17 protein-coding genes are annotated in these 19489 nt (G+C 73.3%); 9 read left to right on the top strand and 8 right to left on the bottom strand.

From position 1 onward, the window contains the following. Positions 1–50 precede the first annotated feature (50 nt). The 7 genes from ACFVYS_RS21760 (at position 51) to ACFVYS_RS21730 (ending at position 7025) form a co-directional block, all read left to right on the top strand. Positions 51–1073: a transporter substrate-binding domain-containing protein gene (locus ACFVYS_RS21760; RefSeq protein WP_389504304.1), complete on the top strand. Its 1023-nt coding sequence runs from the start codon at positions 51–53 to the stop codon at positions 1071–1073. 110 nt (positions 1074–1183) lie between these two features. Next, positions 1184–1933 (top strand): GNAT family N-acetyltransferase, encoded by a 750-nt coding sequence (locus ACFVYS_RS21755; protein WP_389504302.1) that lies wholly within the window; start codon positions 1184–1186, stop codon positions 1931–1933. An 11-nt stretch (positions 1934–1944) separates the two neighbouring features. Then, positions 1945–2076, top strand: a complete 132-nt coding sequence (locus ACFVYS_RS21750) for a putative leader peptide (RefSeq protein WP_348983231.1) — start codon at positions 1945–1947, stop codon at positions 2074–2076. Between the two features lie 121 nt (positions 2077–2197). Further along, entirely contained in the window at positions 2198–3400 is a 1203-nt protein-coding gene (locus ACFVYS_RS21745) for an LLM class flavin-dependent oxidoreductase (protein ID WP_389504300.1), read from the top strand. 19 nt (positions 3401–3419) lie between these two features. After that, positions 3420–4796 (top strand): NtaA/DmoA family FMN-dependent monooxygenase, encoded by a 1377-nt coding sequence (locus ACFVYS_RS21740; RefSeq protein ID WP_389504298.1) that lies wholly within the window; start codon positions 3420–3422, stop codon positions 4794–4796. Continuing rightward, positions 4793–5884, top strand: a complete 1092-nt coding sequence (locus ACFVYS_RS21735; RefSeq protein ID WP_389504296.1) for an LLM class flavin-dependent oxidoreductase — start codon at positions 4793–4795, stop codon at positions 5882–5884. Before ACFVYS_RS21740 ends, ACFVYS_RS21735 begins: the two co-directional genes overlap by 4 nt. Further along, positions 5877–7025, top strand: coding sequence for an LLM class flavin-dependent oxidoreductase (locus ACFVYS_RS21730; protein ID WP_389504294.1), 1149 nt, complete (start codon positions 5877–5879; stop codon positions 7023–7025). The genes ACFVYS_RS21735 and ACFVYS_RS21730 overlap by 8 nt, the downstream gene beginning before the upstream one ends. Positions 7026–7124: 99 nt before the next feature. Here ACFVYS_RS21730 and ACFVYS_RS21725 read toward each other — a convergent pair whose 3' ends face one another. From ACFVYS_RS21725 to ACFVYS_RS21705, 5 genes are all read right to left on the bottom strand, one after another. Continuing rightward, on the bottom strand, positions 7125–8237 hold the full coding sequence (locus ACFVYS_RS21725) for a phosphotransferase enzyme family protein (RefSeq protein ID WP_389504292.1): 1113 nt from the start codon (positions 8235–8237) through the stop codon (positions 7125–7127). Then, positions 8234–8995 carry an ABC transporter ATP-binding protein gene (locus ACFVYS_RS21720; protein WP_389504290.1) on the bottom strand — a complete coding sequence of 254 codons (762 nt, stop codon included), beginning with the start codon at positions 8993–8995 and terminating at the stop codon, positions 8234–8236. The genes ACFVYS_RS21725 and ACFVYS_RS21720 overlap by 4 nt, the downstream gene beginning before the upstream one ends. Beyond that, positions 8992–9762, bottom strand: a complete 771-nt coding sequence (locus ACFVYS_RS21715) for an ABC transporter permease (protein ID WP_389504288.1) — start codon at positions 9760–9762, stop codon at positions 8992–8994. The genes ACFVYS_RS21720 and ACFVYS_RS21715 overlap by 4 nt, the downstream gene beginning before the upstream one ends. Beyond that, positions 9759–10811, bottom strand: coding sequence for an ABC transporter substrate-binding protein (locus ACFVYS_RS21710; RefSeq protein WP_389504286.1), 1053 nt, complete (start codon positions 10809–10811; stop codon positions 9759–9761). The genes ACFVYS_RS21715 and ACFVYS_RS21710 overlap by 4 nt, the downstream gene beginning before the upstream one ends. A gap of 133 nt (positions 10812–10944) precedes the next feature. Beyond that, positions 10945–11868, bottom strand: coding sequence for an ABC transporter substrate-binding protein (locus tag ACFVYS_RS21705; RefSeq protein WP_389504284.1), 924 nt, complete (start codon positions 11866–11868; stop codon positions 10945–10947). Between the two features lie 426 nt (positions 11869–12294). Between ACFVYS_RS21705 and ACFVYS_RS21700 the strand changes: the two genes are divergently transcribed. Further along, positions 12295–13209 carry a sulfurtransferase gene (locus tag ACFVYS_RS21700; RefSeq protein ID WP_389504282.1) on the top strand — a complete coding sequence of 305 codons (915 nt, stop codon included), beginning with the start codon at positions 12295–12297 and terminating at the stop codon, positions 13207–13209. Between the two features lie 100 nt (positions 13210–13309). On the opposite strand, the gene ACFVYS_RS21695 is transcribed toward ACFVYS_RS21700, so the two are convergent. Both ACFVYS_RS21695 and ACFVYS_RS21690 read right to left on the bottom strand, forming a co-directional pair. After that, a complete protein-coding gene (locus ACFVYS_RS21695) occupies positions 13310–13555 on the bottom strand; it encodes an MFS transporter (RefSeq protein WP_389504280.1) in 246 nt (81 codons plus the stop codon). A 196-nt stretch (positions 13556–13751) separates the two neighbouring features. Continuing rightward, positions 13752–14837 (bottom strand): M12 family metallopeptidase, encoded by a 1086-nt coding sequence (locus ACFVYS_RS21690; protein WP_389504278.1) that lies wholly within the window; start codon positions 14835–14837, stop codon positions 13752–13754. Between the two features lie 78 nt (positions 14838–14915). Between ACFVYS_RS21690 and ACFVYS_RS21685 the strand changes: the two genes are divergently transcribed. Then, on the top strand, positions 14916–16844 hold the full coding sequence (locus ACFVYS_RS21685) for a LuxR C-terminal-related transcriptional regulator (protein WP_389504361.1): 1929 nt from the start codon (positions 14916–14918) through the stop codon (positions 16842–16844). 22 nt (positions 16845–16866) lie between these two features. Here ACFVYS_RS21685 and ACFVYS_RS21680 read toward each other — a convergent pair whose 3' ends face one another. Next, on the bottom strand, positions 16867–19485 hold the full coding sequence (locus ACFVYS_RS21680) for a CHAT domain-containing protein (RefSeq protein WP_389504276.1): 2619 nt from the start codon (positions 19483–19485) through the stop codon (positions 16867–16869). Positions 19486–19489: the final 4 nt, after the last annotated feature.

Genomic DNA, 19489 nt, shown 5'->3' with positions numbered 1-19489 from the left:
CCCCACGCCACCACCCTCTCGCCCAGTCACATCAGTCACAAAGGATGGCCATGTCTGCCCACTTCACCCGACGCAGCCTGATTCGCGGCATCACCGCGGCGACCGCGGTCGCCACTCTCGCCACCGGGCTCGCCGCCTGCGGTGGTGAGACCGAGGCCGCCACCACGACCGACAGCGCGGCCGGCAGCGTGACCATCGGCCGGGTGTCCAACGGCGCCGCCAAGGAGACCGCCCTGAAGGTCTCCGAGGTCAAGTCCATCAGCGCCGAACTGCCCGACGCGATCAGGAAGAGCGGCAAGCTGAACATCGGCATCGGCGCCCTGCCCTCCGGCTTCGCCCCGCTCGCCTACGTCGGCGACGACCAGAAGACCCTCACCGGTGCCGAGCCCGACCTCGGCCGCCTGGTGGCCGCGGTCCTCGGCCTGAAGTCGGAGACGAAGAACTTCACCTGGGAGAACCTCTTCGTCGGCATCGACAGCGGCAAGGTCGACGTCGGCTTCTCGAACATCACCGACACCGAGGAGCGCAAGAAGAAGTACGAGTTCGCCTCCTACCGCCAGGACAACCTCGGCTGGGAGGTCGAGAAGTCCAGCACGTGGAACTTCGACGGCAACTACGAGAACCTCGCCGGTCTGACCGTCACCGTCGGCTCCGGCACCAACCAGGAGAAGATCCTGCTGGAGTGGAAGAAGAAGCTGGAGTCCGAGGGCAAGAAGCTCACCGTCAAGTACTACCCCGACCGCAACGGCATCTACCTGGCGCTCGCCAGCGGCAAGATCGACGCGTACTTCGGCCCCAACCCCGGCATCGCCTACAACGTCTCCCAGACCGCGGGCAAGGCCAACGCCACCCGCAACGCGGGCACCTTCTCCGGCGCCGGTGAGACGCTCCAGGGCCTGATCGCCGCCACCGCCAAGAAGGACAGCGGTCTCGCCAAGCCGGTCGCGGACGCCATCAACTACCTGATCGAGCACGGTCAGTACGCGAAGTGGCTGGCGGCCTACAACCTCTCCAACGAGGCCGTCGCCAAGTCCGAGGTCAACCCGCCCGGGCTGCCGCTGGACAACTCCTGATCGGACGTCACCACAACTGTGACGTACGCCGGTTGAGTGAGACACGACAGCAACGACAGCAACACGGCAACGACAGCAACACGGCAACGACAGGAAGGGACTCCGTCTCCGTGGCCACCTCGATCGACCTCCGCGGAGGCGGAGCTCCGACCACCACCCGCCCGCACCCCCTCGACAACGCCGTCTGGGCCGCGCTCGACGGCCCGCACGCCCACCTCGCCGACCGGGTCGGCCGCGCCGCCCGCTACCCGGCCGACGTCTACGCCTTCGCCGCCCTCGCCGACCCCGGGGACCCTGCCGCCTGGGCCGACCTGCTCACCCTCGTCGGCCCCGGAACGGCCGTACGCATCAAGCCCGTCGACCGCGTACCCGACGGCTGGGAGGTGACCGGCGGGGGAGAGGGCGTCCAACTCGCCGCCACCGAGGCGTTCCGCACCGAACCCGAACCCGAGGCCGTACGCCTCGGCCCCGACGACGTGCCGGAGATCCTCGACCTCGTCGCCCGCACCCGCCCCGGCCCCTTCCTGCGGCGGACCGTCGAGCTCGGCGCCTACCTCGGCATCCGCCACCGGGGCCGCCTGATCGCCATGGCCGGCGAGAGGCTGCGGCTGCCCGGCTGGACCGAGATCAGCGCTGTCTGCACCCACCCCGACCACCGTGGCAACGGCCTCGCCACCCAGCTGATCCGCGCGGTGGGCGACGGCATCCGCGCGCGCGGCGACACCCCGTTCCTGCACGCCGCCGTCGGCAACACCCCCGCGATCCGCCTCTACGAGTCCCTCGGCTTCACCCTGCGCCGCCGCTCGACCATCGTCTCGGTGCGCACACCGGGAACATCCGGCGATTTCACGGCGTTCTGACTGATGAAGAGATGTGTGAGGCGCCGCGCGGCGCCAGGAATGAGGGAGGTGCGGACGTGACCCACATACGCCACGCCGTACACCTCCACTCCCGGCCCCACATCGACCTTCAGCGCGTGGCCGGCGCGCTCTGTTGCTCCTGATCCTTCCCCAGCCTTCGGCCGGGTGGACCCCCGGCTCGACGCGCTCGCACCTCGCCGTGTGCCCGCGCCGTCTCCGCGCGCAGGCCGGCGCTCTCGTACGGACCTCCAGGAAGGCACCCTCGTGTCCTCGACCTCCTCCTCCCCGCTGCATCTCGCCGTCGCTCTGGACGGCACTGGCTGGCACCCCGCCTCCTGGCGCGAGCCCGTCGCCCGACCCCGTGAGCTGTTCACCGCCGGATACTGGGCCGACCTGGTCGCCGAGGCCGAGCGCGGACTGCTCGACTTCGTGACGATCGAGGACGGCCTCGGCCCGCAGTCCTCCCACTTCCTCGACCCGGACGACCGCACCGACCAGGTGCGCGGCCGGCTCGACGCCGTCCTCGTCGCCTCCCGCGTCGCCCCGCTCACCCACCACATAGGCCTGGTGCCGACCGTGGTGGCCACGCACACGGAGCCCTTCCACCTGTCCAAGGCGATCGCCACCCTCGACTATGTGAGCACCGGCCGCGCCGGCCTGCGCGTGCAGATCAGCGCCCGCCCCACCGAGGCCGCCCACTTCGGCCGGCGCACGATCCCCCGGATCGAGGCCTACGACGCCCCGGCCACCCAGGAGCTGGTGACCGAGCTGTTCGACGAGGCCGCCGACTACGTCGAGGTCGTGCGCCGCCTCTGGGACAGCTGGGAGGACGACGCGGAGATCCGGGACGTGGCGACGGGCCGATTCGTCGACCGCGACAAACTCCACTACATCGACTTCGAGGGCCGCCACTTCAGCGTCAAGGGGCCCTCCATCACGCCGCGCCCGCCGCAGGGCCAGCCGCTGGTCACCGCCCTCGCACACGACACGGTCCCCTACCGTCTGGTGGCCCGCGCCACCGACGTCGGGTATGTCACCCCGCACGACACCGGCCAGGCCCGTGCGATCGTCGCCGAGATCCGCGCCGAACAGGAACGGGCAGGGCGGGCGGCCGAGCCGCTGCACGTCTTCGCGGACCTGGTGGTCTTCCTCGACGACGACCCGGCCGAGGCCGCCGCCCGGCGCGACCGCCTCGACGCCCTCGCCGGCGAGGAGTACCGCAGCGACGCCCGCATCTTCGCCGGCTCGCCCGCCCAACTCGCCGATCTGCTCCAGGACTTCCAGGCGTCCGGGCTGACCGGCTTCCGGCTGCGCCCGGCCGTCGCCGGCCACGACCTCCCGGCCATCACCCGGGGTCTGGTCCCCGAACTCCAGCGCCGCGGCGCCTTCCGCCGTGCCTACGAGGCCGACACCCTGCGCGGGCTGCTGGGCCTGCCCCGCCCCGCCAACCGCTACGCCGCCGTCTGAGCGGGAGGGAGACCCCACCATGAGCAAGCCCCAGAAGCAGATCCATCTCGCCGCGCACTTCCCCGGCGTCAACAACACCACCGTATGGAGCGACCCGCGGGCCGGCAGCCATATCGAGTTCAGCTCCTTCGCCCACTTCGCGCGGACCGCCGAACGCGCCAAGTTCGACTTCCTCTTCCTCGCGGAGGGCCTGCGCCTGCGTGAACAGGGCGGCAAGATCTACGACCTGGACGTGGTCGGCCGCCCCGACACCTTCACGATCCTCGCCGCGCTCGCCGCCGTCACCGAGCGTCTCGGCCTGACCGGGACCATCAACTCCACCTTCAACGAGCCCTACGAGGTGGCCCGCCAGTTCGCCAGCCTCGACCACCTCTCCGACGGCCGTTCCGCGTGGAACGTCGTCACCTCCTGGGACGCATTCACCGGCGAGAACTTCCGCCGTGGCGGCTACCTCCCGCAGGATGAGCGGTACGCCCGCGCCAAGGAGTTCCTCGCCACCACGGGCGAGCTCTTCGACTCCTGGCAGGGCGACGAGATCGTCGCCGACCGGAGCACCGGCACCTTCCTCCAGGACGCCAAGGCCGGGGCCTTCGTCCACGAGGGCCGTCAGTTCGACATCCAGGGCCGGTTCAACGTGCCGCGCAGCCCCCAGGGCCGCCCGGTGATCTTCCAGGCCGGGGACTCCGACGAGGGCCGCGAGTTCGCCGCCTCGTCCGCCGACGCGATCTTCAGCCGGTACGCGGCCCTCGACACCGGCCAGGCCTTCTACACCGACGTCAAGTCACGGCTCGCCAAGTACGGCCGGCGCGCCGACCACCTGCTGATCCTGCCCGCCGCGAGCTTCGTCCTGGGCGACACCGACGCGGAGGCCGAGGAGATCGCCAAGGACGTGCGCCGCCAGCAGGTCAGCGGCGCCACCGCCCTCAAGCACCTGGAGTTCGTCTGGAACAGGGACCTGTCCGGCTACGACCCGGAGGGCCCCCTGCCGGACATCGACCCGGACCTCGGCGAGAGCCACATCGCGCGCGGCCGCGCCCAGGTCCGGATGTACCGCGACCCGCTGGCCACCGCCCGCGAGTGGCGTGAGCTCGCGGAGGCCAACGACTGGTCGATCCGCGACCTGGTCATCGAGACCGGCAACCGGCAGAACTTCGTCGGATCCCCGGCGACGGTCGCCCGGACGATCAACGAGTACGTGCAGGCCGACGCCGCCGACGGCTTCATCCTCGTCCCGCACATCACCCCGAGCGGCCTCGACGCGTTCGCCGACCAGGTCGTCCCGCTCCTCCAGGAACAAGGCGTCTTCCGCACCGAGTACGAGGGCACCACGCTCAGGGACCACCTCGGCCTCGCGCACCCGGACGAGGCAGGCGGAGCCGAGCGGGTGGCCTCGTGAAATTCCTCGCCATCACCCTGATCGTGCACCGCCCGGACCCGGTCACCGGCGTCCTGAAGTCCACGCAGGACCGCTTCCGCGAAGTGCTCGGCAACGCGCTGCTGGCCGAGGAACTCGGCTTCGACGGCTTCGGCGTGGGGGAGCGGCACGAGCGGCCGTTCCTCTCCTCCTCCCCGCCGGTGGTCCTGAGCCATGTCGCCGCCCTCACCCGCCGCATCCGGCTCTTCACCGCGGTGACGACCCTCAGCCTCCTCGACCCGGTCCGCGCCTACGAGGACTACGCCACCCTCGACCACCTCTCCGGCGGCCGCCTGGAGCTGATCATCGGCAAGGGCAACGGCGCCGCCCAGCGCGAGCTGTTCCAGGTCACGCCCGCCGACCAGTGGGAGCGAAACGCCGAGAGCTACGAGGTGTTCCGGCAGCTCTGGCGCCAGGACAAGGTCACCGCGGCGACCCGTTTCCGCCCGGAGCTGACGGACGCGGAGGTGTGGCCCCGGCCGTACCAGCAGCCCGTCCGGGTCTGGCACGGCAGCGCCACCAGCAGGGAGTCCGTCGACCTGGCCGCCCGCTACGGCGACCCGCTGTTCTCGGCGAACGTCACCCATCCCATCGAGCCCTATGCCGAGCTGATCCGGTACTACCGGGAGCGCTGGGAGCACTACGGCCACGACCCGGGCGCCCTCGCGGTGGGCGCCGGCTCGGCGGGACTGTACGTGGCGCGTACCTCCCAGGAGGCCGTCGAGGCCTACCGGCCGGTCTTCGAGGGCACGCTCGCCTTCCAGAGACAGGCCGGGCTGCCCGTCGTGTTCGAGACGGTGGAGGACTTCGTCGAGCGCAGCTCCGCCCTGATCGGCAGCCCGCAGCAGGTCATCGACAAGGTGCACCGCTACCACGAGCGGTTCGGCCACACCGTGCTGCATGTGCACGCCGACGCGAGTGGCCTGACCGACGCCCGGCACCGCGACTCGCTGGAGCTGTTCCAGTCGGAGGTGGCGTCCGTGCTGCGCGAGGACCTGCCGGACCCGCCGTTCGCCTGGGGGCCGGCACTTCCCACACCGTCGAACACCGAGGAGCCGGCCCGTGTCTGAGATCCCTCTCGGCGTGCTCGACCTGGTCCCGATCTCCTCGGGGTCGACGGCCCCGGACGCCCTGCGCAACTCCATCGACCTGGCCCGGCACGCGGAACGGCTCGGATACACCCGCTACTGGTTCGCCGAACACCACCTCAACCCCGGTGTCGCGGGCACCTCCCCGGCCGTCGTCCTGGCCCTGACCGCGGCCGCCACCGACACCATCCGGCTCGGCTCCGGCGCCGTACAGCTCGGACACCGCACCGCCCTGTCCACGGTGGAGGAGTTCGGCCTGATCGACGCGTTGCACCCCGGCCGCTTCGACCTGGGCCTGGGCCGCTCGGGCGGCCGTCCGCCGGGAGAACGGCCGAGCCCGTCGTCCACGGCCACCCCGGTCGTCGACGGCCGGGCCCCGAACGGTCTGCTGATCCCGCCCCGCTTCTCCTTCGAACGCCTCCTCGGCTCGCCCCGGATCGCCCTCCAGCGCCGGCTGCTCCTCCTGCCGGACGCCACCTCGCAGGACTACGCCGAGCAGATCGACGACGTCCTCGCCCTGCTGGCCGGTACCTACCGCTCCCCGGAGGGCCTCGAAGCGCATGTCGTACCGGGCGAGGGCGCCGAGGTCGACGTGTGGATCCTGGGCAGCAGCGGCGGCCAGAGCGCCGAGGTCGCGGGCGCCCGGGGCCTGCGCTTCGCCGCGAACTACCACGTCAGCCCGGCGACCGTCCTGGAGGCGGTGGACGGCTACCGGGCCCGCTTCAAGCCCTCCGCGTCCCTCGACGCGCCCTATGTCAGCGTCTCCGCCGATGTCGTCGTCGCCGAGGACGACGACCGGGCCCGCGAACTCGCCGCCGGCTACGGCCCGTGGGTGCGCAGCATCCGCACTGCCGAGGGCGCGATCCCGTTCCCGACCCCGAGCGAGGCACGCGCCCACGCCTGGACCGACGAGGACCGGGCGCTCGTCCAGGACCGGATCGACACCCAGTTCGTCGGCTCCCCGGCCCGGGTCGCCGATCTCCTGGAACAGCTCCAGGAGGCCACCGGCGCCGACGAACTGCTCGTCACCACCATCACCCACGACCACACGGACCGCGTCCGCTCCTACGAACTCCTGGCCGAGGAGTGGCGCCGCAGGGGGCACTCCGCCCCGTCGGACTGATCCACCTGCGGTCCGCCGCAGCGGCGTCCCCGGACGCCCGTACGTGACCGCCTCGGCGCGGCCGGCCTCGTCGCCGCGCCGACGGCGGCACACCCACGCCTACCGCGAGGTGCCCGCCGCGGATCGCCCGCGCCCGGCCCCGACGGCCTGGGCCACGACGTCCAGCAGGCGTCCGCCGTCCTCGCCGGCGAACCACGCGGCGTGCCCCACGCAGTACTCGTACGCCAGCCGGGTGTTCTCCGCGGACCGCGTGACGCCGTGGAAGTAGCCCAGCTCGGACAGCGCGAACTCGGCGTGCACCAGCGGCAGCAGCGCCGGGAGCGCGGCCGATTCGACGGCGGTGAGCGGTCGTACGGACCGGTAGCCGTCGACGAGCGCGGTCACGTCCTCCTCCCTCACCGGGTAGCCGGGCCGGAGCCACTGCACGGCGTTGCGTTCGATCGCGGTGGCCAGGTCGTGCACGGCCGTCGTGCGGTCGCTCATGCCGAAGTCCAGGACAGTGCTGACCTGTCCGTCGCCGCCCCACAGCAGGTTGGAGGCGTGCCAGTCGTTGTGGGTCCACAGCGGTTCCAGGCCGGACAGATGGGGCGCGAGCCGTTCGTGCAGCGGCAGCAGTACCCGCCGGACGTCCTCGCGCCACGGGAACCGTCCGATCCCCGCTGCCAGTTGGGGCCGCTCGTCCACGAACCGGTCCAGCGCTTCCCAGGGATCCCGCGCGGCGAACACCGTGAACGAGGCGACGAGAGGCTGCACCCGACGCCGGGGCGCGTCGAACCCCCGGGCCGCCAGGTGCAGTCGGGCCAGCGCCTCGCCCGCCGCCCTGGCGTGCGCGCGGGAGCGGAAGGGCGACCAGGACAGCGCGTCCCGGTACAGGTCCTGCCCGACACCGGCCGCGTGCACCTCGTACGTCCACGTGCCGCGTGCCGCCGTGTCCAGCACCTCCACCACCGGCGCGCCGTGCTCGCGCAGGTGGCGCAGGAAGGCGTGCTCCTCCGCCAGCCCCGCCGGGGAGCGCACGGCGATGTGGTGCCGCTTCACGAACAGCCGCCGGCCGTCCCGCTCGACGACGGCCGCCGCGGACAGCGGGCGGGGGCTGCGCCACACCACCCGGGCGCCCGCCCCGACGACGTCCGTCACCTCGTCGTCGGTCAGCGGCGCCCAGTCGGGCTCGACCGGGTCGATGCCGAGACCGTGGGCCAGATGCGCGCTCACGCGGTCCTCACCGCCGTAGTGCCGCGCAGCGCTTCCAGGACCCGGCGCTCGGTGGCCGCGAACTCGGACGCGGTGAAGTCCTCCGCCCCGCGCGGGCGGGCCAGCGGCACCTCCACGCGGGCGACGACGGTGGCCGGGCGCGGCGACAGGACGTGCACGGTGTCCGCGAGCAGCACCGCCTCGCGGATGTCGTGGGTGACCAGCAGCACCGTCCAGCGGTGGCGTTGCCACATCTGCGCCAGCCACAACTGCATCTCGGTGCGGGTCAGCGAGTCCAGCGCCCCGAACGGCTCGTCCAGCAGCAGCACCGGACGCTCCAGGACGACCGTGCGCAGCAGCGCGGCCCGTTGCCGCATGCCGCCGCTGAGCTGCGAGGGGTACGCCTTCTGGAAGCCGTCGAGCCCGAAGTCGGCGAACAGCGCGTCGGCCCGCGCCCGGGCCTCCTTCCTGCGCACGCCCTGCGCCTCCAGGCCGAGCGCGGTGTTGTCCAGCACGGTCCGCCACGGGAACAGCAGGTCCTTCTGCGGCATGTAGGCGACCTTGCCGGATCGCACCCCGGCCGGTTCGCCCTCCACCAGCACCCGGCCGGTCGTCGGCCGGTCGAGCCCCGAGACGAGGTTGAACAGCGTGCTCTTGCCACTGCCGCTCGGCCCGATCACGGCCGCGAACTCGCCCGGTTCCACCGACAGTTCGAGACCGCGCAGGACCTCCAGCGCGCCGAAGGACTTCCCGGCCTCCTCGATCCGCAGACTGCTCATGACGTCTCCTCCCGCTGCGCCCGCTCCCACGGCAGCACCAGCCGCTGAAGCAGGCAGGCCGCCCCGAACAGCGCGATGCTCAGCGCCGCCGTCACCCCGACCGCCGCGAACACCAGGTCCGTCCGGAACGCGCTCCTCTGCGCCTGCATATAGATCCCGAGCCCGGCCTCCGCACCCGCGTACTCCGCGAACACGGCGCCGACGACGGCGTAGGTGATGCTCACCCGCAGGCCGGCGAAGAAGTACGGCATCGCGCTCGGTACCCGCACCAGCCGGAACGTGCGCAGCCGGCCCGCGCCCAGCGAGCGCAGCAGCCGCATCGCCTCACGGTCGGTCGCGGCGAACCCGGCGGCCAGGTTGGCGGCCAGCGGGAAGAACGTCGTCAGCGTCACCACCAGCATCTTCGGCAGCAGCCCGAAACCGAACCAGATGATGAGCAGGGGAGCCACGGCGACGATCGGGACGGTCTGCGAGGCGACCAGGAGCGGGTAGAGCCCCCGGCGGGCCGCCGCCGAGAAGTCCAGGAGCACGGCGACCAGCCAGGCCGCCGTGAACGACAGCGCGAAGCCGAGCAGGGTCTCCTGGAGCGTGGGCACGGTCTGCGCCCACAGGTCCGCGCGGTTGGCCCAGCCCTGCTCCACCACCCGCGCCGGCGACGGCAGCATCGTCGGATCGACGCCCGCGCCGGTCACGTACAGCTGCCAGCCGCCGACCACGACGGCCAGCACGAGCAACGGCGGCCACAACGACCGCAGTATTGACCTCACTTGGCGCTCCCCGCAGCCTTCGAGGCCGGCAGATAGGCGTTGGTGAAGAACGAGGTGGCGTCCGGGGCCTCGGTCAGCCTGCTGCCGTTCGCGTCGCTCAGCAGCCCGGCCCGGTACTCGAAGTCGGCGAAGGCCTGCCAGCGCTCCTCGCTCTGGGTGCCGATTGTGCCGTCGGCCGCCCTGTAGTACTCCTTGGCCAGCAACTCCTCGCTCTTCCGTACGAGTTCGGTGTTGGTGAGCACGCTCTTGTTGGCGTCGATGAGGAGATCCGCGGCCTGGTCGGGGTGGTCGGCCGCGTACCGGTACCCCTTGTCGACGGCGGCCAGGAACTTCCTCGCGACCTCCGGGTTCTTCTTCAGGAACCGGTCGGAGGACGCGAGAAGCGTCGAGTAGATCGCCGGGAATCCGTACTCCGACAGCTGGAAGTTCTTCAGCGGCTTGCCGCTCAGCTCCGCCTCCAGTCCCTCCCAGGTCGGCATCGGCATCGCGAAGTCCGCCTTGCCCGCGTAGAGCGCCGCGTACGCCGAGGTGCTGAGGGTGACCTGCTTGAAGTCGCCCTTGCCGCCCGCGTTGCGGATCACCTTCTGCAGGAGCGGCTTCTCGTAGGGCGCGCCGAAACCGGCGTACGTCTCGCCGTCCAGGTCCTTCGGGGACGCGATGTCCGTACGGCCGGCGCGCACCGCGATGGTGACGTTCGTCTTCTGGGTGACCGCGTAGACGGAGGTGATGTCCTGTCCCGCGGCGCGCGCGGTGGTGACGCCCTCCTGGTAGGAGATGCCGAAGTCGGCCTTGTGGCTCGCGATCAGCGTCTCGGGCGCGGTCGAGCCGTAGGGCACGATCTTCAGGTCGATGCCGGCCGCCTTGAACCAGCCCTTCCGCTGGGCGACGTAGATGCCGGTGTGGTTGGTGTTCGGGGTCCAGTCCAGGGCCAGGGTGACGGTCGTGGTGCCGTCCTTCGCGGTGGCGTCGGCCGAGGGGTCCGCGGAGCAGCCGGTGGCGGCCAGGACGGCCGACGCGGCGATGACGGACAGGACGGTACGGCGGTGCATGAGGTTCCTTCGGGGGCGAGGGGGTCGGGGCGGTGTCGGCGCGGTCACGTCCGGCGACACAGCGCGCTGTCCACCCTCTTGAAGTCGACGGCCAGCCGCCGGGTCAGCCCCCGCGCCTGGCAGGACAGGACGCTCACGCGGTCACGGCCGGCAGCAGCGCGTTGGTGAAGGACCGGTCCCAGTCCCGGTCGTGCGCGAGGGCTCCGTGCTCCGACAGCCAGTGCGCGTACGGGCCGGTGCGCGCCGGGTCGATCACTCCCCAACGGCCCTGCGGGTCCGTCCAGGTGGGCGCGATCAGGGCGAGGGAACGGGCTATCAGCGGGCGCGGGAAGTAGGGAATGACCTCTTCGAGCAGCTCCAGCGTGCGCTCGGTGTCCTGGGCGGCGGCCGTGTAGCCCCGGGCCGTGACGGCGAGGAAGTCCCGTACGAGAGAGGGCTGTTCGGCGAGCAGGCGCTCGTTCGTGCCCAGCAGGTAGCTGTGGTAGCGGGGTGCGCCGATCTCGTCGACGGGCCAGGTCACGCGCCGTTCCTCGGGGAGGTCGCCGCGCAGCGCGTCCCAGGACCAGTAGGTGCCGAAGGTGGCGTCGGCCTCGCCCGCCTCGATGTCGTCGACCGTGAGCTCGCGGGTGCCCGCGTCGATCGTGACCACCGCGTCCGGGTCGCCGCCGTCGGCCGCCACCAGATGGCGGACCATGGCCAGGCCGCGCGGGGTCGGGTTCAGGGCGACGCGTCGGCCCGCGAGCTCACGGGGGCGGGTGATGCCGGTGGAGGCGGTGGTCTGGATCGCCTCCAGGCCCCGGTGGTTGACGGCGGCCACCGCGATCAGCGGCTGGCCGTGCGCGGCGCGCCGGGCCAGCAGCCGGTTGGGCGGGAAGACGCCGAAGTCCACCTCGCCGCGGGCCAGGTACTCCAGGGTGTCACCGCGTCCCGGATCCTGGACCACGAGTTCCACGTCCAGCCCGGCCTCCGCGAACCAGCGGCGGGCACGGGCCACATAGAAACCGGAGGAATTGGGCCAGGGGTGGAAATAGTCGAGCATGACCCGGATGTGCGGCATGAGGGAACTCCGAAGGCGGCGCGCGGGAACGCGGAAGGGTGGTGAGGGGGAGAGGCGTGCGGCGTGCGGGCTGGTGCGCGGTCAGACGGACCGGCGACAGCGGCACGCGCGGCAACGGCCCAGCCGACAACAACAGGAGCTGCCCGCCGGGGTGGAGGCCACCGGAGGCTTCTGCTCTACTGCTGCGGACACGTGAACTCCTACGCGGGGCGCCTGGGCGCGTTTCGTGCGGTCGGCGTCCCCATGGGGACCGCGTTCGACGAACGGATCCCAGACGCCCTCTCAGCCCGTCCGGGGAGGGGCTCCCGCGTAGATGGCCGAAACCATAACGGCAGCCGACGGTCCTCGCGCAACCTTGATCCGTAATATGAGACGGCCATGATCAGTGGGTAAGACGCCCAGCTCACGGGCGTACCATCGGCCGCCATGACCACCTCCCCGCTGCCCGGCCCCCTCGTCGACGACACCTGGCTGGCCGCCCGGCTCAACGATCCCCGGCTGGTCGTCCTCGACGCCACGGTGCTGCTTCCCTCACCCCGGCACGACGGTGACCACCGCAGTGCGAGCGGCCGCGAGGGATGGCTCCGACGACACCTCCCCGGGTCCCGACACGCCGACCTGACCGGGGGCTTCGCCGACCTCGACGCGCCCTGGCACTTCACCGTGCCGGGCCCGGGGGCGCTGGCCCGCGCGCTCGCCCGGGTCGGCGTGGGGCAGGGCTGCGCGGTGGTCGTGTACGACACCGGGGGCGGGATCTGGGCGGCCCGGCTGTGGTGGATGCTGCGGGCGATCTCCGTGCCGGCGGCCGTGCTCGACGGGGGCCTCGCGGCCTGGGAGGCGGCGGGACGGCCCCTCGAGTCCGGCGACGACCCGGTGCCGGTGCCCGAGGTGACCCCCGTGGCGCCCGTCCCGCGTCCCGGAGTGTGGACCGATGTCCACGAAGTGGGGGCCATCAGCCGGGGCGAGCGGCCCGGCACCCTGGTCTGCGCGCTGCCCGCGGCCGGCTTCGACGGGTCGGCCCCCACCCGGTACAGCCGACGCGGACACATCCCCGGGAGCCGAAGTCTTCCCGGTCGCGAACTCCTGGACGGTGAAGGCCGCGTGCTGCCCGCGGCCGACCTCGCCGCGCGCGTCGGTGCCGTTCTCGGCACCGCAGACCCGCCGGTCGTCCTGTACTGCGGCGGCGGTGTCTCGGCCGCCGGGGTCGCCCTCGCCCTCACCCTGCTCGGGCGCGAGGACGTGTCTCTCTACGACGGTTCGCTGGAGGAGTGGTCGAAGGACCCGGCGCGACCGCTCGAGTTGAGCGGAACGGCCCGGACAGGGCCGGGGCAGGGTGACTGACCGCCGACGGCCTACGGCGCCTCGCTCGACGTACGGTCCGTGGCCCCCGCCCGCCCTCGCACCCGCCGCGCACCGGACGGAACGCGCGGCAGCGCCAGGCTCACCGGCAGGGCAGGTGTTTGCGGCCGCGTACGTCACCCAGACTGCCGCCCGGCACCAGGGCCAGCCCGAAGGCCAACGAGTAGCCGGAGACGATCCACTGCACGTCCGTCGCGCCGGCGGACAGCGACTGGCGCAGCGCGGGGACGGCGATGTTCAGGACCGACTGGGCCAGCAGGGTCGTCGCCCCGGCAGCCAGACAGACCGTCAGTACCCGCCGGGCCGCGCGATCATCTCCCGGAAGCATGCCGTCATGCTCACACCGCCCGGACGCTCCTGTCGCCGTCCCGGCCGGCCTGTTCGCACGATGGAAACACGCCGGGCGGGCCCGCCCGGGAACGGCTGACCCGGTGTGGCCGGGGACGCGTCTCCCTCCCCCGAAGGCGACGCGTCCCCGGCGCTTCCCCCGGCGCCGGACTGTGGTTCGCGGGTGGCCTCACGGCTCACCAGCACATGACCGCCGTCTCGCCCGAACCCCAGCCGGAGTACAGGCGTACGCGGACGAAGTAGCGGCGGTCCCTGACGAGCCGGACCCTGATCGTGGCGTTGTGCGCAGTGCCTCCGTCGTCGTGCCCCGCGAGGAAGCGGGGCTCCCCGTCCCGCTCCTCGAAGACCACCACCATGGAGTCGCTCTCCCCGAAGGTGGCGAAGGTGTACTCGCGGGTCTCGCGCGGCTCGACGGTGAAGTCGACCTGCTCGCCCGGCCCCAGCGACAGCGGCACCGAACGGAACGGCACCAGCGCCGGCGGCCGCGCCCCCTCGGGCGGCGGATACCAGCCGAGGACGAACTCCTTGTCCAGCGGAGACAGCCCGCCGGACGGATGCACACCCCCGCGGAACTGCTCCGGCTCCAGGATCAGCCCCGCCGAGAAGGGATACTCCATGACGGACTGCGAGTCCCACACCGACCCGTTCACCTCGGCCGGGTCCAGCTTGCGCAGGATGTTGAACCAGGTCCGCTCCCGGCTCCAGTGGTTGGGCGGGCCCGCGAGATCGGCGTACACCGCCTCGTCGTCCCAGTGGAGGCCGGCGAACGGGCTCTGGTGCTCGTGCTGCATGCCGAGCGCGTGCCCGATCTCGTGCAGGGCCGTCGCGCGCTCCCCGGGCGCGGTCAGGTCCCAGCCGAAGTTCATGGTGCGCTCGTTGAGACCGGCCGACAGCGCGTCGCGGCCCACCGCCGACCAGGAGCCGTCACCCGGCTGGAAACCGATGCGCAGCTCCGCCTCCGAGCGGTCGGCGACCTCGGCGAAGGACACCCCGATGCCCAGCTCCCGCCACTCCCGGAAGCAGTCCCGCACGACCTCCCGCTGGTCCTCCCCGCCGACCCAGGACACCCAGCGGGTCCCCCCGGAACCCGGCAGGGCGATGACCGACCCGTCGCTCTCGCCGTCGAGGAAGCAGTAGTGCAGCACCGTCCCGTTGACCCAGATCCGCCGCCCGCTCATCAGCGCGCCGAGTCGCTCGACGGCCAGCCCCGGCGCGAAGGCGGGGGCCGACTGCCGGGCGAGCGAGCAGTAACGGGCGGTCATGGGTTCCATGTTGCCGTGCGGGACCGGTGGCCGGCCTGAGTCGGGGGCTACTCAAGTCACCCTGTATCAGACGTGAGTATGCCGACTCCCCATGATGTGACGACCTTCGAACCCCAGGACAGGACCCCGCGACCGCCGTGGCCGTTCACCGGCCGGGACGAGGAACTGGCTCTCGTCCGCCGCTCCTTGGCGGTGGGCCGGCCCGGCATGGTGATCACCGGACCGGCGGGCTGCGGCCGCACCCGGCTGGCCGTGGAGGCGCTCCGCGGCACCGACTGCGCCCGGGTGGCCGGCACCCCCGGGACACGCGACCTGCCGTTCGCCGCCTTCGCCCATCTGCTCCCCGAGGGTGTCACCCTGCACAGGGCGGTCCAACTCCTGTCCGGTGTACGGCCATTGCTGGTCGACGACGCGCAGCTGCTAGACGACGCCTCCGCGGCCCTGCTCCACCAGTTGGCCGTCCAGGGCCGCACCCGTCTGCTGGTCCTCGTCACGGACGGGGTCCACCCGCCCGGTGCGGTGGCCCGCCTGTGGACCGGCGAACTGCTGCCCCGCCTCGCCCTGGAACCCCTGCCCCGCGAGGACACCGCCCCACTCCTCGACGCCGGTGCCGGTGGTCCCCTGGAGCCCCTCGCCGTCAACCGTCTGCACCGTCTGTGCGGGGGTGATCTGCGCCTCCTGCGCGATCTGCTGGACGCGCTGCGCGAGCAGAGCCTGCTGACCAGGGACGCGGACACCGACGAGCGGACATGGCGCGGCCGCGTCCCGGTGACCCCGGCCCTGCGGGAACGCGCCGCCGTCGTGCTCGCCCGCACCTGTCCCGACGAACGCGAGATCCTCGACCGGCTCGCCTTCGCCGAACCGCTGCCGCTGGCGGCGGACACCCTGGACCTGAGGATCCTCGAACGCCTGGAGGCGGACGGCCTCCTCGACGTCGGCGACGACACGACCGTCCGTCTGGCCCACCCCCTGCACGGCCCGGTCCTGCGCGCCGAGGCCGGCCGGCTGCGCGCGAGGCGGCTCACCGGCCGACGACGGTCCACCGCGTCCGCCCTCGACGCCGAGGCGGCGGAGCTCACCCGCCGCATCGAGCGGGCCGACGTCCGGACGGCATCTACGCCGGTGGGGGAGTGGGCCGTCGCCGAGGGGGAACCGGTACCGGCACGGTACGCCGCCGTCCGCGCGCGGTTCTCACGGCTGCGGGGAGAGCTGCGCGAGGCGGCGGCCTGGGCGCGGGAGGGCCTGGCCGCCGCCCCGCAGGACCGCGCCTGCCGCACCGAACTCGCCCTGGCCGCCGCCCAGTCGGGCGAGACGGGCGCGCCGATCGACCTCCTCGCCGAACACCCCGGCACCGCCGCCTGGCCACCGGCCGCCCGCGGCGACCTCGACACGGCCCTGAAGACACTCGACGTGACCGAGACCGAGACCGAGACCGGCCATGGCACCGGTGACCCCGGTACCGGCGACTCCGCCACCGGTGACCCCCGCGAGGCTCACGACCCCTACATCGCCCACGACCCCTACATCGCCTACGACGCCGTACGCCTCGGCGCCCCCCGGCGTGCGGTGCGGCTTCTCCCTGCCGACGGCTGCCTCGCCCGGCACGCCCGGGCGCTGGCCCGGGGCGACGGACCGGCGCTGGACCTGGTGGCCGCCGAGCTGGAGGAGCGCGGATTCCTTCTCTTCGCGGCCGAGGCGTACGCGCAGGCGGCACGCGTCCACCGGGACGCCGGCGCGGCCCGCACCGCCCGTACGCGCGCCGTCGCCCTGGCCCGGCGCTGCCAGGGCGCCCGCACCCCGGCCCTGTCCGGTCTGGTCCTGGGCGAACTCACCGCACGCCAACGGCAGATCGTCACCCTCGCCGCGGCCGGCCTCAGCAACCGGCAGATCGCCGAACGCCTCACCCTGTCCGTCCGCACCGTCGGCAACCACCTCTACGGCGCCTACACGCGGCTCGGCGCGGGCGACCGCGGCGCCCTTCCGTGGCTGGTGGAGCAGCCGGCCTGAACCGGCCGGGCCCGGGGCCGTCTCACGCCGCGCCGAACGCCGTGAACGCCCATCCCGTCGCCTGGTGCAGCGCGTCGTCCGGCAGCGCGGCACGGGCGTCCCGCAGGGCCTCGGCCAGGGAGAGGCCCGCGCTGATGCCCTTGTGCAGGGCCAGCATCAGCGGGACGACCGCCGCGTCGTTGACGGGTGCGCTGCTCGCCAGCACACCCGCCGTGCCCAGCGGCAGCAACGCCGTGACCAGGCCCAGGAGTTCGTCCGCGCCGACCGAGGCGAGCCGGGCGGTGTCGCAGCTGGAGAGGATGATCCGGTACGGGCTGCGGGCGAGCCGCTCGAAGTCGTGGACGATCAGCGGGCCGTCCGCCATCCGCAGGGACGAGAACATCGGGCTGTCGCCGCGGAACGTGCCGTGCGCGGCGATGTGCGCCAGCGCGGCCCCGTCCAACTCCTGCAGCACCCGCGACACATGGGCGTCCTCCTGCTCCAGCACGATCGGCCTGCCGTACCGCCCGGCGACCTCCGGTACCTCCGCCCCGCAGGACGCCAGCCCCGGCCCCCGTACGAGGACCTGCCGGCCGCCCGGGGGCGGTTCGGTCTCCCGCGCGCGCAGCCAGCCGCTGGCCGACGGCGACACACTGACCACCCGCTCCCGCAGCGACGGCAGCAGCGCCCACGGCACCCGGTGCAGCCGGGCAGGCGGCACCACGACCAGCGGCCCCGGGCCCAGATGCCTCGCCGCCTCGCCGAGCAGCAGTTCCTCCAGCTTGCGCCCCGCCGCCTCCACCACCGGCAGCCGGCCCTCCGCGCCCGGGTGGGCCAGCCGCCGCAGCCCGGCCTGTACGTGTTCGGCCTCCCGCTCCGCCTCGGCCAGCAGCCCGCCCGGGAACCGGCGCACCCGCCCGCCCCCGCACAGCAGCACCTGAACCCGCCCGTCCAGTACGGCCAGTTCGACCAGCCGCCCGTCGCCGAGCCGCTCCAGCAGCCGGCCCGCGTCGAAGCGGTCCCCGCCGAACCGGTCGCCGCCCCAGGGCGTGACCCCGCGGATGTGCAGGGTCCGGGAACGGATCTCCCGCTCCAGGCGCCGCTGTTCGCGCTCGAGCGTCGGCACCGGCCGGCCGTCCATCCGGGCGGCCTCCGCGCGGGCGGCGATCACCCGGAACGCGGTCAGCCCGCTCAGCAGCGCCGGGTCGGCCGGCGGCCGGGTGGGCGGCGTGGACAGCGCCGTGGCCCGCCACCGCTCGCTCCACACCAGCAACTGCCGTGGCCCGCCCCGCTCCAGGCTGACCTCCTGGGCCAGCGCGGCGAGCTCGGCGCCCTGCGCGGTGGCCCGGGCCCGCAGCTCCGAGGCGCCCAGCGTCGTCCGGTGGTCGTCGAGGACGTCGAGTCCGCGCCGGCAGGCCTCCAGGACGCCCCGGCCCGAGCCGGTGGCCCGCGCCCACAGCGCCTGCGCCGCCCAGCCCGTCATCCGTGCCAGCGGCGGCCCGCTGCGCCGGCTGCGGGCCGCGATCTGGAGGTACCGCTCGGCGTCCGTGGTCCAGTTCAGGTCCAGCGCGATCCGGCCCGCCAGCAGCCAGGCCTCCGGTGCGGCCGGCGCCTGGAAGGAGGCCAGCCGTTCGGCGAGCCTGGCGGCGTCCGCGACCAGCCGCCCCGAGCCGCGTCCGGTGGCCACCCGCGCCTCGATCAGCACCAGCCGGGCGTGCGTCTCCCACCAGGTGCGCCGCTGTCCGGCGAAGAGCCGCTCGGCCACCGCCGCGCGCGCGATCGCGGTCCCCGGATCGCCCGCCAGCCGCGCCGCCCTCGCGGCCGTCAGCAGCAGTTCCGCCTTGCGGGTGGACTGGCCGCCGATGCCGTCCAGCACCCCGATCGCCGCGTCCGCCTCGGCCAGCGCCTCCGGCGCGAGACCGGCGGCCATCAGGACCTCGCAGCGCCGGATGTTGAGCATGAACGTCGGTGTGCCGAGCTTCGCGTACCGCTCCTCCGCCTCGTCGAGGAGCCGCAGCGCGGCCGGTACGTCCCCGGAACGGAAGGCGGCGAGCCCCCGGCTCTCCACCGCGTCCGCCTTGTCGTGCTCCTGGCCGGTGGTGTCCCACAGCGCCTCGGCCGCCGTGAAGTCCGCCTCGGCCCGCTCCACCGCCCCGAGGGCCAGGTGCACGGTGGCGCGCAGGGTGAGGGCGCGCGCCGTCCAGATGACGTCGTCGGCCTGACGCAGCACGGGGATCGTCCGGCGTACGTCCTCCAGTGCCTCGCGATGGTGGCCGAGGACCCACAGGGAGTAGGCCCGCCGGTACATCACGCGGGCGCGGGTGTGGCCGGTCCCGCGCTCGATCCCCCGCTCGAAGGCGGCGAGCCCCTGCCGGGTGCGGCCCGCGTGCACCAGCGCCACGCCGAGCGTGCCGAGGACGTCCGCCTCCCGCTCGGCCGAGTCCGCGCGCGCCGCGAGGTCCCGGGCGCGCCGCAGATGGTCCAGGGCCAGCCGCATGTCGCCCCAGTCCCGCTGCCAGATGCCGATCACCTGGTGGGCGACCGAGGCGTGCAGCGGCGTCGGATCGGTGTCGAGCACGCCTTCCGCCCGCGACAACGCGTCGCCCGGGGCGGCGAACACCATCGGCAGCAGTTCGAGAACCGAGTCGTTTCCCGCTGTCACTCCA

The sequence above is a fragment of the Streptomyces sp. NPDC058295 genome (genome assembly GCF_042880655.1).
GTDB classification, from domain to species: domain Bacteria; phylum Actinomycetota; class Actinomycetes; order Streptomycetales; family Streptomycetaceae; genus Streptomyces; species Streptomyces coriariae.
The sequence above is the reverse complement of the archived record's forward strand: the minus strand, read 5'-3'. Positions and strand labels throughout refer to the sequence as shown.

What these genes read in the sequence shown, in the direction of transcription:
- ACFVYS_RS21710 (WP_389504286.1), bottom strand. Translation starts at nt 10,811, where the DNA reads ATGCACCGCCGTACCGTCCTGTCCGTCATCGCCGCGTCGGCCGTCCTG.
- ACFVYS_RS21705 (WP_389504284.1), bottom strand. Translation starts at nt 11,868, where the DNA reads ATGCCGCACATCCGGGTCATGCTCGACTATTTCCACCCCTGGCCCAAT.
- ACFVYS_RS21695 (WP_389504280.1), bottom strand. Translation starts at nt 13,555, where the DNA reads ATGCTTCCGGGAGATGATCGCGCGGCCCGGCGGGTACTGACGGTCTGT.
- ACFVYS_RS21740 (WP_389504298.1), top strand. Translation starts at nt 3,420, where the DNA reads ATGAGCAAGCCCCAGAAGCAGATCCATCTCGCCGCGCACTTCCCCGGC.
- ACFVYS_RS21690 (WP_389504278.1), bottom strand. Translation starts at nt 14,837, where the DNA reads ATGACCGCCCGTTACTGCTCGCTCGCCCGGCAGTCGGCCCCCGCCTTC.
- ACFVYS_RS21760 (WP_389504304.1), top strand. Translation starts at nt 51, where the DNA reads ATGTCTGCCCACTTCACCCGACGCAGCCTGATTCGCGGCATCACCGCG.
- ACFVYS_RS21720 (WP_389504290.1), bottom strand. Translation starts at nt 8,995, where the DNA reads ATGAGCAGTCTGCGGATCGAGGAGGCCGGGAAGTCCTTCGGCGCGCTG.
- ACFVYS_RS21700 (WP_389504282.1), top strand. Translation starts at nt 12,295, where the DNA reads ATGACCACCTCCCCGCTGCCCGGCCCCCTCGTCGACGACACCTGGCTG.
- ACFVYS_RS21750 (WP_348983231.1), top strand. Translation starts at nt 1,945, where the DNA reads ATGTGTGAGGCGCCGCGCGGCGCCAGGAATGAGGGAGGTGCGGACGTG.
- ACFVYS_RS21685 (WP_389504361.1), top strand. Translation starts at nt 14,916, where the DNA reads ATGCCGACTCCCCATGATGTGACGACCTTCGAACCCCAGGACAGGACC.